The organism is Rickettsia endosymbiont of Villa modesta, from assembly GCF_964026485.1.
GTDB classification, from domain to species: Bacteria; Pseudomonadota; Alphaproteobacteria; order Rickettsiales; family Rickettsiaceae; genus Rickettsia; species Rickettsia asembonensis.
In genome coordinates, this window is sequence record NZ_OZ032157.1 from 832,246 (window position 1) to 846,014 (window position 13,769).

Sequence of the window (13,769 nt, forward strand, 5' to 3'; positions counted from 1 at the left end):
GAATTAAATTTTCTTTGATAATATATCATTAGTTCATCATATTCTTCATCAGAAAGCCAGCGTCAAAAACTGAAATACAACGAACATAATATTCTTTTCTAAGCCTTATATGATATTCTTCAATTTCTTTATCGCTCCAAATACACTGATCATCATCTATTAAACAAAACATTCGATAAAGCTTAATATTTTTCTTGCTTAAAACTTCTTTCACAATATCACCTATAATATTGATACTTTAAGTATTTAAACGTTAAACCTAAAATGTACTATATCTCCATCCTGCATTTTATATTCTTTACCCTCTAAACGCATTTTACCTACTTCCTTGGCTTTTGCTTCACTACCAAGGTTTATATAATCTTCATAGCCGATAACTTCTGCTCTAATAAAGCCTTTTTCAAAATCGGTATGAATAATACCGGCAGCAGCCGGGGCAAGAGTACCGTCTTTAAAAGTCCAACTATGAGCTTCTTTAGGACCTATGGTAAAGAAGCTTTTAAGGTTTAAGAGATTATACCCCTCTTTAATCACTTTACTAAGCCCCGTTTCCTCTAAACCTATAAATTTTAAGAACTCTTCTTTTTCTTCCATGCTTTCAAGTAAAGCAATCTCAGCTTCTATTTTTGAAGAAATTACAACGCTTTTAGCATTTTCTTTCTTTGCTCTTTCCGCTACTAATTTTGTAAATTCATTACCGACTGCAGCATCTTTTTCAAGTACGTTACATATATATAAAACAGGCTTAGAGGTAATTAACTGCAATTGCTTTAAATTATCAGCTCCTAAAATTTCATTTAACACTCTTGCAGGTTTACCGTCTGCTAGTACTTTATAAACCTCTTTTAACAGCTCTATCTGCTCTGCCATTATTTTATCGCCTGACTTCAAGCGTTTTTCACTTGTTGCTGAACGCTTTTCGACCGATTCTATATCGGCAAGTATTAACTCTGTTTCAATAACCTCAAGATCATGGATTGGATCAACTTTGTTATGTACGTGCGTTATATCCTCATCTTCAAAGCAACGCAGTACATGCAATATTGCATCGACTTCCCTGATATGAGATAAGAACTTATTACCAAGCCCCTCCCCTTTACTTGCCCCTTTAACAAGTCCTGCAATATCGACAAACTCAATATAAGACGGAATAATTTTTCCACTTCCAGCTAAGCTTGCGAGTCGTTGCAAACGCTCATCCGGTACTAAAACTTTGCTGCTATTAGGCTCAATAGTACAAAACGGATAATTAGCAGCATCCGCAGCCTGACTTGCCGTTAAGGCATTAAATAACGTCGACTTACCGACATTCGGCAACCCAACAATTCCTAGTTTTAGTGTCATAAATCTTTCCGTAAATAATACATTATAGAGTCTTTTTCATAACCGTGTCTTGTGAATTCAAGCTTGTAACCAAGCTTCTCGAAAATTTTTATCTTGATCTAAGCATGAGAAAGAAAAAGATTTTAAATCTCCTGTTAAACCTTTCTTTTCTCTTGCCTCTTTATTAAAAGCATCCCAAATTATAGCTGAATAGGCTTTATCCATTTCATCGGCATAAACAATTTCAAAATCTTGTGTCATAAATTTTTCCTTTCTATGTCGTTCCCTATAGTACCAAACATTTTTTATTCTATGTCATTCTTAGCTAGAAGCGGGAATCCAGCATAAAGCGAGATAAATCGAGCTTTTAAAAAGTTTTATAAGTAATGGATTCCCGCCTACGCGGGAATGACATCGAGTAGGCTTTTTTAAGCCATACAGGCAACTCAAAATAACATTATCCAACCTTACTCTTAAACTCTTCTAACTTATTCTCTAATATTAAACCAAAATTATTAGCTATTTTATCTATAGCTTGCAACGCTGTTTCATACTCGAATTTCAAGAAATTATTAAGTACATAATCTGCTACATCCTGATTATTTTGCGGTCTACCTACCCCAACCCTAATGCGATTATAATTATTGCCTATAACACCGTCAATTGATTTTAAACCGTTATGCCCGCCGTTACCGCCACCCGTTTTGAATTTTATTCTACCTGTTTCTAAATCAATATCATCATGAATAACAAAGATTTTTGCGGGGTGGATATTATAATATGTTTTCACCGATATCACTGACTTACCGGACAAGTTCATATAGGTATTGGGCTTTATAAAAATTATCTTTTGTCCATCACTAATAGTTTCAGCAATTTCACAATTGAATTTTTTCTTTGTACTAAATGATGAATTATATTGGTTTGCTATTTTCTCTATAGCAATAAAGCCTATATTATGCCTCGTATATTGATACTCTTTTCCTGGATTACCAAGACCAATAACAAGAATCATAATAATTTACCTAATAAACAGTAATGGAAAATTTTTGAAGAAACATTAATTTGGAAGAAGTATACTTCTTCAACATGAAGAATTGGTAGTATTAGATATTAATTATCCATAAGAACATTGATTATTCGCTCATCTAAATATTCATTTTCCAACTTTTCAAGTTAAAGAAGTATATATGAACATTCAGAATGTCATTCTCGTTTCTAGCGGCATTGCCCGCGTGGATCGAAAAACCTACTCGATGTCATTCCCGCCTACGCGGGGATGACATAAAATGAGCCAAACAACAACACCTACGAATCCTCACAATGACGATTTAAGTATCTAAGCAAGTCCTTATCGTGAGAATTATCTTACTTCCCTGCTTCAGCGGCTTGTTGTTCACCTTCAGCTTCAGTTTTTGCACCTCTACGTCCTATAATAGTTGCAAGAACAAATTCTTTTTTAGTAGTAAAACTGCATCCTTTCGGCAATTCTATTTTTGATGATTTTAGCGAGGTAGCAATAGGCATGTTAGTAACGTCTATAGTTACATTTCTTGGGATATTATTAACATCACATAATAAAGTAACTCTTCTTTTTACTATATTAAAATATCCGCCTCTTTTAACGCCTAAAGCTCTTTCCTTCCCTTCATATACTACAGGCACTTCCATTTTTTGAGTTTTCTCTTCTAAAAAGACAAAATCCACATGGCGTACTATATCCGTAACAGGATGTAACTCCACGGCTTTCGGTAACACTTTATATTTTTTCTTATCAATTGTTAAATTAATTAACTGAGAGATAAAAGCCGGCTTTCTATAATATTTTGTTATTTCCTTTTCTTCTAAAGAAATACTAACAGGTGTTTTACCCGCTCCGTAAATAATAGCCGGAACACGCCCTTCTCTTCTTAATGCTCTTGCTGCTCCCGTACCGAATTCATTACGGGATTTAGCTTCAAGTTCTAATATTTCACTCATTATTTCAACACTTTAAACTTAAAAAAGATTATAATAGCTTCAATTAATATAAAATTCAAGTATTTTTAAAATATCTGTGATGGCTTAATGCTTCGATGTCATTCCCGTGGAAGCGGGAATGACATAAGAGCCATGCAACAAGCCCGCTTTTAGCTGAGAATGACAAGTGACTTGACAATATTTACTCAATCCCTAAAAATTTATGAGTCTGCAACGACAACCTAGTGCCGCTTTCTAGTGCTAATTTTACTGCTAACTCATTATTTTCGTCATTAAGTCTTTGGTCGTTTTGATCCATAGGCTGAACAAAAACCGGTATATTATAAGAGGTTTGCCCTACTTCCGGTATGAGACTATATTCTAAAATATTTTTAGCAACGATAAATTTCACCGCACTAATTTTAGGCAATAAATCTTCTCTTATTTTACTATAACCGTTTTTACCTGCTTTTGGCGAACAAATTATAGACACTTCATTCGGCAAAGAGCGATATAACGTACCGTTAGTCTCTATCTGGATTTTAAAATCTTGATCTAGTAACTTTTGACATAATAATTCTATAGGTTGACGCATTGGCTCACCGCCGGTTATGACTACTAAATTAATTGATTTTTCATTTTTAGAATTTAATACCAAACTTTCAACTTTATTTAAAATCTTAGCTATATCTATTAACTCAAAATCTTCAAACTCGGTATCGCAAAAATTACAAGCAAGATTACACCCTCCAAGCCTAATAAAGATCGCAGGGCAACCTACAAAAATACCCTCACCTTGTATAGTCTTAAAAATAGACTGCACCTCTAACTTAGTACCGTCACCATTTAATATGCTTCTTTTAGGATTTTGTCCGAACATTTTCAGTATTAATTATGTATTCAGCATTCCCATTATAGCAAATAGCTTTAAAAAATAATAGAGCGTTTGCTCAATAAAAATTTAATCAAGTTCTACAATATTATTCATGGGTACATCACCCAAAGGAGTTACCACTAGCTCGTCATTCAGTATAAAATGCTGATAACTCTTTCCTGATTCTAATATTACTGCATTGGAATTTTTATCACATGTGAATTTAATATAAGGTCTACCCTCAAGCAAACCAAGCATTTCATCATTTACTGTAACGCTACTACCTCTAGGGATATGAAATTTAATCGGTTTTCCATGCGGTATATTGAGCTTGAAGTTAGCATCGGTAAGAGCTTCAAAAGAATTAGTATTTTTCATAAAATTTTAATTTTAGATTGAATTTATAGCATATAGAATATGAATTTTTTCTTAAAAAATCAATAATTAATCTAGTTTTAATTTTTATTTATTAGGTGAATCTCTAAGACTTTAAAAAAAATCTTGCAATAACTAATAAAAAAAACTATCATCTAGTTTTCTATCTGTACGTGGCTTTGGTATGCCTAATTACAGTTTAAATCTAGTAAATACCAATATAAGGAATAGATATGCCTAAATTAAAAACAAAATCCGCTGTAAAAAAGCGTTTTAAACTTACTGCTAGCGGTAAGGTTGTCGCATCCCAAGCAGGTAAAAAACATTTTATGCGTCGTCGTACTAAAGCTCAAATCCGTAACCTTAGAGGAACTACAATACTTTGTCCTCAAGACGGATATAATATTAAAAAATATTTTCTACCATACGGTATAAATTAATTTAATTAGGAGCTACAGCAATGACACGTGCAAAATCAGGAAAAATTTCCAAAAATCGACATAAAAAAATCCTCAAATTAGCCAAAGGCTATAGAGGTAGAGCTAATAGCTGTTTTAGAGTAGCTATTGAAAAAGTAGAAAAAGCCCTCCAATATGCTTACAGAGATCGTAGAAATCGTAAGCGTGATTTCAGAGGCTTATGGATTCAAAGAATAAATGCAGCAGTAAGAGAGCATGGGCTTGTTTACTCTCAATTTATGGGGGGTCTTAAAAAAGCAGAAATCGATATAGATCGTAAAGTACTTGCAGAACTTGCCGTCAATAACAGTGATGGATTCGCAAGTATCGTAGAAAAAGCAAAAGCATATATTTAGTGTCATCCCGCGACTTGATCGCGGGATCTTAGGACACAAGCTACGATAACAAGATCCCGTGGTCAAGCCACGGGATGACATATTTATAACAATTAATTTTTATTTTCGTTCGGTATAAATATTATGAAACGTACATTTCAACCTAGCAATTTAGTTAGAAAAAGAAGACATGGTTTTAGATCTAGAATGGCTACTCCAACCGGAAGAGCAATCTTAAGAAAACGTCGTGCTAAAGGTAGACATAAATTATCTGCTTAAAATAATCTGACTTATCACATTGTCTATTACCTCTTTAAAAAATCAAAAAGAATTTGAGCTTATAAATAAGCTTGGAAAGAAGTTCCATGAGAGATATTTTATTTTGGTAATAGCCAAAAAACTTCCAAAAATCTTCCTTGAATCAAAATATAACACCTTTTTAGGAATCAAAGTTAGCAGAAAACTAAATAAAAAAGCCGTGGTTCGCAACAAAATTAAAAGGCGTATAAGACATCTGATTAGAATTATTGTTAGCGATTCTAAGCTTAATGCTATAAAATTCGCAATGATTATTATCCCAAGAAAAGGATTTGAAGAGATAAACTTCTCACACTTGAATTGTGAATTAAGTAAAATAATTCTAAGAAATATTTAGATTTTATTGAATGGCTCATGGCTTAACATTGCCCGACGTGGAGCGGTTTTTCCGTCATTGCGAGGAGGCATTACCCGCGTGGATACCATACCACCCCGTCATTGCGAGCAGTCGTAGTACTTGCGTGGCAATCCAGAAAAATAATAAAAAAAATTCTGTAAATCAGAATTTTTTACTAGATTGCTTCGTCAATTACTACGTAATTTCCTCGCAATGACGACTTGGATATATACCTCTAGTAAATGAAAAATTGTCAAAGAAGTCAGCAAGTGTTATTAAGTAAGAATGGATTTATAGAAAATTAACATCAGTAGAAAAAGAAGAATTAAAGTTTTACCATAGAAGCGAAAGGGATAAGAGGATTTGTGATAGAATCAAAGCTGTTCTCATGTATGATGATAGCTATAGTATTGATGAGATATCGAAAGTGTTATTACTGAGTGATGAAGGGATAAGAAAACATTTAATAGATTATCATAATGCTCAGAAGCTTAAGCCTGGAAATGGCGGTAGTGATAGTAAACTTACTAGACAGGAGGAAGCAGAGTTAATAGTTCATCTAGAAAATAATAATTATGTGTATGCTAGAGATATAGGTTTGTTCATAGAACGTCAATATGGAGTAATCTATACATTAGCTGGGGTAATCAAGCTGTTACACAGACTTGGTTTTAGTTATCAGAAACCTAAGTTAATTCCTGGAAAAATAGATTTAGCTAAGCAAGAGGAATTTAAGCTGCAATATAGTTTGCTAAAAAATAATTTAGCTAAAGATGAGTCTATTTATTTTATAGATAGTGTTCATCCTCAATACCAAACTCGAGCAAAATTTGGTTGGATTAGAAAGAATGTAGTTAAAACATTACCAAGTTTCAGTGGTTGGAAGCGTAAACATATTATTGGTGCTATTAATCTTAAGGATTTAGAGGTAGTAACAACTGACAATCCTAAGGTTAATGGTGATTATATTATTGAATTTTTAAAGAAATTAGAAGCAAATAATCAAGATAAAAGTAAGATTTATTTGATATGCGATAATGCTGGATATCATAGGTCAAAAAAGGTAAAAGAATATCTACAATACAGTAAAATAGAGTTACTATTTTTGCCAGCATATAGTCCTAATTTGAATCCAATTGAACGACTGTGGAAATTTATGCATTCTGTTATAAGTAACAATAAATTTTATGCGAATTTTGAGACATTTACTGATTCTATACGAATATTTTTTGAAAATATTGAAAAATATAAAAATAAAATTTCTTCATTGGTAAATGACAATTTTCAAACCATTGTGCCTAATCATTTTAACAACTCTTCATGTTGAAGAAGTATATTTAAAGCTTCATCACTTGCAAGCATAACAATCAAATTATTTTGATCTGCTTCTGAAAGATATTTAGTTGCCCCTAAAAGAATACCACTATTTTTAACAAAATTTTTCTCTAAATCTAATATTATGTTTCTGATCATATTTAAAGTTAGGCCAATCTTTATGCTGCCAATACCATATCATGAGTTATAAAATTAGTTTTTTTTGTGCAAAGCATTAAAAATCATCTCGGCAAGTGACTTGTTAATACCGTTTACTTTAGTAAGCTCATCTATTGTTGCATCACATACTGCTTTATAAGAACCGAAATAGTGCAGCAATGCTTTTTTACGAGTTTCACCTATACCCTCTATATCATCAAGGCTTGATAATTTTATGGCACGCGATCTACCGAGTCTATGATTCTTTATGGCGAAATTATGTGCCTCATCCCGCAAAATTTGTAAATATTTCATAGTCGGCAAATTTTTATCCAGAGTAAATACTTCTTTACCTGTCATATGGAACTGCTCAAGACCGGCATTTCTATCTACTCCTTTTGACATACAAACAAAAGGAATATTCATCTCAAATTTATTCATTACCTCTTTAACTAACCTTAAATGCCCTTTGCCACCGTCTATAATCATCAAGCTTGGCAATTTATGCGGCTCATTCTTAAGTCTAGTTAATCTTCGTGTTAAAACTTGCCGGAGTATTTCATAATCGTCACCTTTAGTCATGTCATTCCGTGGCTTGTCCACGGTATCCAAAAAACAACTAGCATCATCATTATTTATTGATTTACTGGATCCTATGGTCAAGCCACGGGATGACAATGAGAAAACCCGATATTCCTTTTTATCAAAACCGGCTTTACCGACAACTACCATAACACCAACCGCAAATTTACCTTGAATATGGCTATTATCATAAATCTCAATTCTTTCAGGAATTTCAGAAAGACCAAATAGCTCTTTGATTTTAAGCATAATCTCTTGATTTTTTGCAAATTTCTTCAAATATTGCTCTAGAGAGAATAAAGCATTTATTGTGGCATTCTGAACTAGCTTGGCTTTACCTCCACTAATAGGTATTATAATATTGAGTTTAGTAATATTATTGATTTTTTTAATCGCCTCTATCACATTCTCTTTATCATTAATTTCATGATTAATTATAATTTCCGCAGGCACTTGTTGTTTTTGATAAAATTGTAATAAAAAATATTCTAATACTTCTTCTTTAGTACTATTTTCGGTAGAAGTAGGAAAATAAGGAATATTACCGCATGCTTGCCCTGCCCTATATAAAAACACTTCTACGCAATAATGTCCGTTCTTTTCTACAATAGCGATTATATCTGCGTCTTTAACAATATCTGAAACACCTGCCTTAAGCTGCACATAACTAAGTGCCTTAATACGGTCTCTAATTTCTGCCGCCTCTTCAAAACGCATCTGACTACTTAGCTCTTCCATCTTTTTAGATAAGTTCTCTTGGAGTTCTTTAGTACGACCTTGTAAAAAATCTTTAACCTGAGCTACTAAGTCCCTATAGTCCTCCTTATTTATTTTACCGACGCAAGGAGCATAACAACGTTTAATCTCATATTGCAGACAAGGACGAGTACGTGAATTAAAGTAATTATCCGTGCAGGAACGTAATTTAAAGATTTTTTGCAATTCCGTTAAAGTAGTATTAACTTCCGTGGCGGAAGCAAAAGGACCAAAAAATTTTTCGTCATTTAGAGTTTTACCTCGATATTTTAGCAATTGCGGGAAATCATGATCTAAACGTAACTTGATGAAAGGAAAAGACTTGTCGTCCTTAAGAAGAATATTAAATTTCGGCTGAAATTTTTTGATTAGCTGGGCTTCTAAAAGTAGTGCCTCAACTTCGGAATTAGTAATGCTATACTCTAAAAAACAAGTATTTGCAATCATCCGAAGCGTCTTATTATCTAAATCGCTTTTAATGTAATTAGTAAGACGTTTCTTTAAATTTTTAGCTTTACCGACATAGATTACCTGCTTGTTAACGTCAAACATCCGATAAACCCCGCAGCGTTCAGGAGCATCTGTAAGTTTAGATTTAATTAACTCACTTCCGGTAATTTCTAGGGTCATATGTTTTGTGCATTTGTCATCCCGTGGGTTTTACTGGTCCACGCAATAATACCTTTAGTAGCTTAGCTTATGATGTTTTTCCTAATTTCCTGTTTTATTATACGGATTGTCATTTGCTACTTTAACATTCACTATTTTTCGTGTATTGTCATCAAAGTAAAAAGTTATTTTAAACTCATCTCCTGCGTTTAAATCTACTTTCGGGTCATAAAGCATAACATGCATGCCACCGGGCTTAAAATCAACGTTAATATTACCGGCAATTGAAAATGGATAATCGACTTTTACCATTTTACTAACTCCTTGATCATTAATTGTTTGATGAATTTCTATTCCGCTTATCTTATCTGAAGATATATTCACTAAATTATAACTCTTACTTCTACTATTTATTAATGTAAAATACATAGCAGAATTGCTAACTTTACCTTGCACATTTGTTGTAGGTCTTGCCCAAGGCTGTGCAAAGTTAACGGCTGCCTCTGCAGGTAATAGATCATCGGGCTGATCAGAAGAAGAATTTGTAGAATTAGGATTTTGAGCTGTTTGGTCATCAGCATAGCTTACTGCACAAATTAAAGTTATAAAACCGACTAATAAAGTTTTTAACATAATAATACCTTTGCTAAATTAAACGAGTATACTAGCATAAGTTATTTTTTTTGCAAAATATTCTTACGTACCTCTTCAGGAAATTTCTCTATTGCATAACGAACTGCGGTTCTTGGCATTTGTGATATATAACGATCCAAAAAATCTATTAACCGTTTTTCATCTTTTTTTCCTGCTTCACGCAGCATCCAACCTACTGCTTTATGCATTAAATCATGTTTATCGTTTAAGAGTAATTTTGCTATTTCAAAAGTTGTATCTAATTGATTATTTTTGATAAAATACCAAGTAGAGACTATAGCTATTCGTCTCTCCCAAAGAATTTCCGATTTTGTTAATGTAAAAAGATAGTCCTTTTCTTTATCCCATAAATAAGCCCCGATTATATGATGAGCCGAAGCATCCACTAAATTCCAATTATTTACGTATTTTATATTGTTTAAATAAAAATTATAAAAAAGCTCTTTATCTTGTGCTTTCTGATATTGCATAATTAAAATAGCTAACGCTAAAAATCTTTCTTCATTAAATTCTGAAGTAATAAGTCGGCTTAAATCCCCCACATCTAAATTATAATAACTTTTAGCTATTTTACGTAAAATTGGCATGGTAACCCCAATAAATTGGTCATGCTCTCCATACTCCCCTTCCTTAGTTTTAAAAAACAGCGTTCTACGTTCCAAAGGAATAGTAGCATTCTCAAGTAAAATATTTCTAATTTGTTGTAAATTTTCTTTCATGTTCAATAAGCCATTTTTTATGATGTAATCCTCCGCCATATCCTCCAAGTTCGCCATTGCTATTAATAATACGATGGCAAGGAACAATTATTGCTAACTGATTCATGCCGTTAGCATTTGCAACAGCTCTATAAGAAGTAGGTTTGCCCAAAGCTTTAGCCTGATTTAAATAACTTCGTGTTTTACCGTAAGGTATATTAATTAATTCTTGCCAAACCATTTTTTGAAATGGACTTCCTAAAAGATATATAGGTGTATTAAATTTTTGTAAAGTACCGTTAAAGTACAATTTAAGCTCCTCTTCAATCATTAAAATCGGTTTAGTACTTCCAGGAATAATAGCAGATTTCGTCTTAATTCTTAGCCTTTCAATTTCCAGCTCTAAACCTCTTCTATCAACAAATTCTAATAAGTAAAGTAGCTTTTCATCACTAATTGCAATCATAGCCCCAAGTGTAGTATCTAACCAAGCAGCTTTTAAAATATTTAAATGCTTATTAAGTTTTGTCGGCGGTCCGCCCATTATTTTAGAGAAAGCATCTCGAAAACCGCTACTTGACTCATAACCCATATCGATTTGTGTATTAATTACTGATTCACCCATGCGAATTTGCGTCATTGCAATACCCATACGCCTTGCTCTTGCATATTCTACAAACGTCATACCAAAACGTTTTTTAAATTGGCGACGTGCTGTAGAAGCATCTACTGATAGCTCATCAAAATCACTATCTTTCCACCTCTTAGCAGGCTCAAGCTCAACAGCGTCAACAAGAGTGCGAACTAAATCTGAAGCTTCGTAAGGACGAGAAAGAGGCTTGCAACGCTGACAAGGTCTATACTTCTTCAACATGAAGAGTTGTTAAAATGATTAGGCACAATGGTTTGAAAATTGTCATTTACCAATGAAGAAATTTTATTTTTATATTTTTCAATATTTTCAAAAAATATTCGTATAGAATCAGTAAATGTCTCAAAATTCGCATAAAATTTATTGTTACTTACAACAGAATGCATAAATTTCCACAGTCGTTCAATTGGATTCAAATTAGGACTATATGCTGGCAAAAATAGTAACTCTATTTTACTGTATTGTAGATATTCTTTTACCTTTTTTGACCTATGATATCCAGCATTATCGCATATCAAATAAATCTTACTTTTATCTTGATTATTTGCTTCTAATTTCTTTAAAAATTCAATAATATAATCACCATTAACCTTAGGATTGTCAGTTGTTACTACCTCTAAATCCTTAAGATTAATAGCACCAATAATATGTTTACGCTTCCAACCACTGAAACTTGGTAATGTTTTAACTACATTCTTTCTAATCCAACCAAATTTTGCTCGAGTTTGGTATTGAGGATGAACACTATCCATAAAATAAATAGACTCATCTTTAGCTAAATTATTTTTTAGCAAACTATATTGCAGCTTAAATTCCTCTTGCTTAGCTAAATCTATTTTTCCAGGAATTAACTTAGGTTTCTTATAACTAAAACCAAGTCTGTGTAACAGCTTGATTACCCCAGCTAATGTATAGATTACTCCATATTGACGTTCTATGAACAAACCTATATCTCTAGCATACACATAATTATTATTTTCTAGATGAACTATTAACTCTGCTTCCTCCTGTCTAGTAAGTTTACTATCACTACCGCCATTTCCAGGCTTAAGCTTCTGAGCATTATGATAATGGAAGTGTTGAGAGATAAGAAATTAAGTAGAGAATTATAGGAAGGATATTTTTTTGGAAGAAATAGTGTTTAAAATTAAGATAATTTTTGTTCAGTATACTTCTTTAACTTGAAAAGTTGGAAAATGAATATTTAGATGAGCGAATAATCAATGTTCTTATGGATAATTAATATCTAATACTACCAATTTTTCAGGTAAAAGAAGTATATATACAAAATTAGTAAAAATCAGTGGAGATTTTGTTATTATCTATGCGTTATCCATTATAATATTAGCTAGCCGTTAAAACGGTTAAGCGTTTCAAATTAAAACATATATCATTCATAAATTCCGAGAATTGATTTTTGGCAATACCAATATATCTGACACGTTTATTATCTTGTGAGAATACTCTTTCAAAAGGTGCTCTAATTTTTGTATAATATCTATCAAGGTCAAAATTTTTATCTTTCATGTTATTTTTCTTTACAGCACAAAGATGCACTTCTTGCCTAGTTGCTGTATCTTTGGTAGACTTTGTACAATATGCTTTATCTACATATGCAGCACCGGAGCGTGGCATAACGTGTTTAAAACCTTTGCTATCAGTAACATTTGCAGAGGTAACCGCAACCTTATTAATAATCCCTGATTGGATATCAACGCTAACATGTTTTTTATAACCATACCAAAACTTATTACCTCCTTTACAACCAATTTTAGCTTGTTTATCATTCGCAACTTTGGGCAAAGTCTCATTATTTAGCTTGTCATATTTTTGCTTCCTCAACTCATCACGTTCTGTCCAAAGACTAGCTTTTGAGATCAAATGAGAGGCATCTACAAAGGTAAATACCTCGCTCATATAACCTTGCTTTCGTAGTTGTTCTCTAAAGTTTGCAAATATTTTTGATAGTAAGTTAGTACCTATTTTCTTACGTATTTTACTAAACACACTATAATCTGGAGTCGTCTCTGTAAGAGCAAAATCACAAAACCATTTGCCGGCATTACTATCAGCCAAATAACGTTCTAATTCTCGATCAGATAAGTCTTCCATAAATTGTAGAAGTAAACATTTAAATAACCTCAATGCTCCATAGCCTTTATAATTAGCTTCAGTTTCTATCGCTAATAACTCTCTTTCAACTACTTTGAAATTAAATTAACTTTTAAATTTACGATATTGATGTTCCGGGCTAACTAATTCATCTAAACTGACCATTGTTATTTGATGCTCTGACATTTTTTACTTTCTTATTTTTTTATCACATTATAACCTTTTACTCTTCATAGCTCAACACTCCCATAATA

The 13,769-nt window shown here is 32.6% G+C and carries 18 protein-coding genes and 3 pseudogenes; 5 read left to right on the forward strand and 16 right to left on the reverse strand.

From position 1 onward, the window contains the following. Positions 1-28: 28 nt before the first annotated feature. The 8 genes and pseudogenes from AC5584_RS04800 to AC5584_RS04835 all read right to left on the reverse strand — a co-directional run bounded on the left by AC5584_RS04800 (position 29) and on the right by AC5584_RS04835 (position 4,534). Positions 29-214 carry a hypothetical protein gene (locus AC5584_RS04800; protein ID WP_499216041.1) on the reverse strand — a complete coding sequence of 62 codons (186 nt, stop codon included), beginning with the start codon at positions 212-214 and terminating at the stop codon, positions 29-31. Positions 215-246: 32 nt separating this feature from the next. After that, positions 247-1,344: a redox-regulated ATPase YchF gene (gene ychF, locus AC5584_RS04805; RefSeq protein WP_499216042.1), complete on the reverse strand. Its 1,098-nt coding sequence runs from the start codon at positions 1,342-1,344 to the stop codon at positions 247-249. Next, positions 1,341-1,427, reverse strand: a pseudogene (locus AC5584_RS04810) (GNAT family N-acetyltransferase); the annotation flags it as partial. The pseudogene AC5584_RS04810 and the gene ychF, both read right to left, overlap by 4 nt. Continuing rightward, positions 1,426-1,584: pseudogene (locus tag AC5584_RS04815) on the reverse strand (GNAT family N-acetyltransferase); the annotation flags it as partial. The pseudogenes AC5584_RS04810 and AC5584_RS04815, both read right to left, overlap by 2 nt. A gap of 196 nt (positions 1,585-1,780) precedes the next feature. Beyond that, positions 1,781-2,338, reverse strand: a complete 558-nt coding sequence (gene pth, locus AC5584_RS04820) for an aminoacyl-tRNA hydrolase (protein WP_499216043.1) — start codon at positions 2,336-2,338, stop codon at positions 1,781-1,783. Positions 2,339-2,691: 353 nt separating this feature from the next. Beyond that, a complete protein-coding gene (locus AC5584_RS04825; protein WP_040255999.1) occupies positions 2,692-3,303 on the reverse strand; it encodes a 50S ribosomal protein L25/general stress protein Ctc in 612 nt (203 codons plus the stop codon). A gap of 181 nt (positions 3,304-3,484) precedes the next feature. After that, complete coding sequence (locus AC5584_RS04830; protein ID WP_499162713.1) at positions 3,485-4,162, reverse strand: 7-carboxy-7-deazaguanine synthase QueE; 678 nt, start codon at positions 4,160-4,162, stop codon at positions 3,485-3,487. Between the two features lie 81 nt (positions 4,163-4,243). Beyond that, positions 4,244-4,534 (reverse strand): hypothetical protein, encoded by a 291-nt coding sequence (locus tag AC5584_RS04835; RefSeq protein ID WP_499216044.1) that lies wholly within the window; start codon positions 4,532-4,534, stop codon positions 4,244-4,246. Between the two features lie 230 nt (positions 4,535-4,764). On the opposite strand from AC5584_RS04835, the gene rpmI reads away from it, so the two are divergent. From rpmI to AC5584_RS04860, 5 genes are all read left to right on the forward strand, one after another. Further along, positions 4,765-4,971 (forward strand): 50S ribosomal protein L35, encoded by a 207-nt coding sequence (gene rpmI, locus AC5584_RS04840; protein ID WP_499216045.1) that lies wholly within the window; start codon positions 4,765-4,767, stop codon positions 4,969-4,971. A 20-nt stretch (positions 4,972-4,991) separates the two neighbouring features. Further along, on the forward strand, positions 4,992-5,345 hold the full coding sequence (gene rplT, locus AC5584_RS04845) for a 50S ribosomal protein L20 (protein WP_499162712.1): 354 nt from the start codon (positions 4,992-4,994) through the stop codon (positions 5,343-5,345). Between the two features lie 123 nt (positions 5,346-5,468). Then, positions 5,469-5,603 carry a 50S ribosomal protein L34 gene (gene rpmH, locus AC5584_RS04850; RefSeq protein WP_011270688.1) on the forward strand — a complete coding sequence of 45 codons (135 nt, stop codon included), beginning with the start codon at positions 5,469-5,471 and terminating at the stop codon, positions 5,601-5,603. A 19-nt stretch (positions 5,604-5,622) separates the two neighbouring features. Continuing rightward, positions 5,623-5,979 (forward strand): ribonuclease P protein component, encoded by a 357-nt coding sequence (gene rnpA, locus AC5584_RS04855; protein ID WP_041078967.1) that lies wholly within the window; start codon positions 5,623-5,625, stop codon positions 5,977-5,979. A gap of 373 nt (positions 5,980-6,352) precedes the next feature. Continuing rightward, complete coding sequence (locus AC5584_RS04860) at positions 6,353-7,306, forward strand: IS630 family transposase (RefSeq protein WP_499216978.1); 954 nt, start codon at positions 6,353-6,355, stop codon at positions 7,304-7,306. Here the strand turns inward: AC5584_RS04860 and AC5584_RS04865 are convergent. The 8 genes and pseudogenes from AC5584_RS04865 to AC5584_RS04900 all read right to left on the reverse strand — a co-directional run bounded on the left by AC5584_RS04865 (position 7,282) and on the right by AC5584_RS04900 (position 13,584). After that, entirely contained in the window at positions 7,282-7,452 is a 171-nt protein-coding gene (locus tag AC5584_RS04865; protein WP_499216046.1) for a hypothetical protein, read from the reverse strand. The genes AC5584_RS04860 and AC5584_RS04865 overlap by 25 nt on opposite strands. Before the next feature lie 54 nt (positions 7,453-7,506). Then, a complete protein-coding gene (gene uvrC, locus AC5584_RS04870; protein WP_499216047.1) occupies positions 7,507-9,420 on the reverse strand; it encodes an excinuclease ABC subunit UvrC in 1,914 nt (637 codons plus the stop codon). 81 nt (positions 9,421-9,501) lie between these two features. Next, the gene (locus AC5584_RS04875) at positions 9,502-10,032 is read right to left on the reverse strand and encodes a copper chaperone PCu(A)C (protein ID WP_410527941.1); all 531 of its coding nucleotides are present in this window, start codon (positions 10,030-10,032) and stop codon (positions 9,502-9,504) included. Between the two features lie 41 nt (positions 10,033-10,073). Further along, positions 10,074-10,772: a DNA alkylation repair protein gene (locus tag AC5584_RS04880; protein WP_499216048.1), complete on the reverse strand. Its 699-nt coding sequence runs from the start codon at positions 10,770-10,772 to the stop codon at positions 10,074-10,076. After that, on the reverse strand, positions 10,747-11,295 hold the full coding sequence (locus AC5584_RS04885; protein WP_499216979.1) for a methylated-DNA--[protein]-cysteine S-methyltransferase: 549 nt from the start codon (positions 11,293-11,295) through the stop codon (positions 10,747-10,749). The genes AC5584_RS04880 and AC5584_RS04885 overlap by 26 nt, the downstream gene beginning before the upstream one ends. Positions 11,296-11,325: 30 nt before the next feature. Then, positions 11,326-11,625, reverse strand: a pseudogene (locus AC5584_RS04890) (helix-turn-helix domain-containing protein); the annotation flags it as partial. Then, positions 11,619-12,491, reverse strand: coding sequence for an IS630 family transposase (locus AC5584_RS04895; RefSeq protein WP_499216980.1), 873 nt, complete (start codon positions 12,489-12,491; stop codon positions 11,619-11,621). The gene AC5584_RS04895 and the pseudogene AC5584_RS04890, both read right to left, overlap by 7 nt. Positions 12,492-12,747: 256 nt before the next feature. Then, positions 12,748-13,584, reverse strand: a complete 837-nt coding sequence (locus AC5584_RS04900) for a transposase (protein ID WP_499216981.1) — start codon at positions 13,582-13,584, stop codon at positions 12,748-12,750. Between the last annotated feature and the right edge of the window lie 185 nt (positions 13,585-13,769).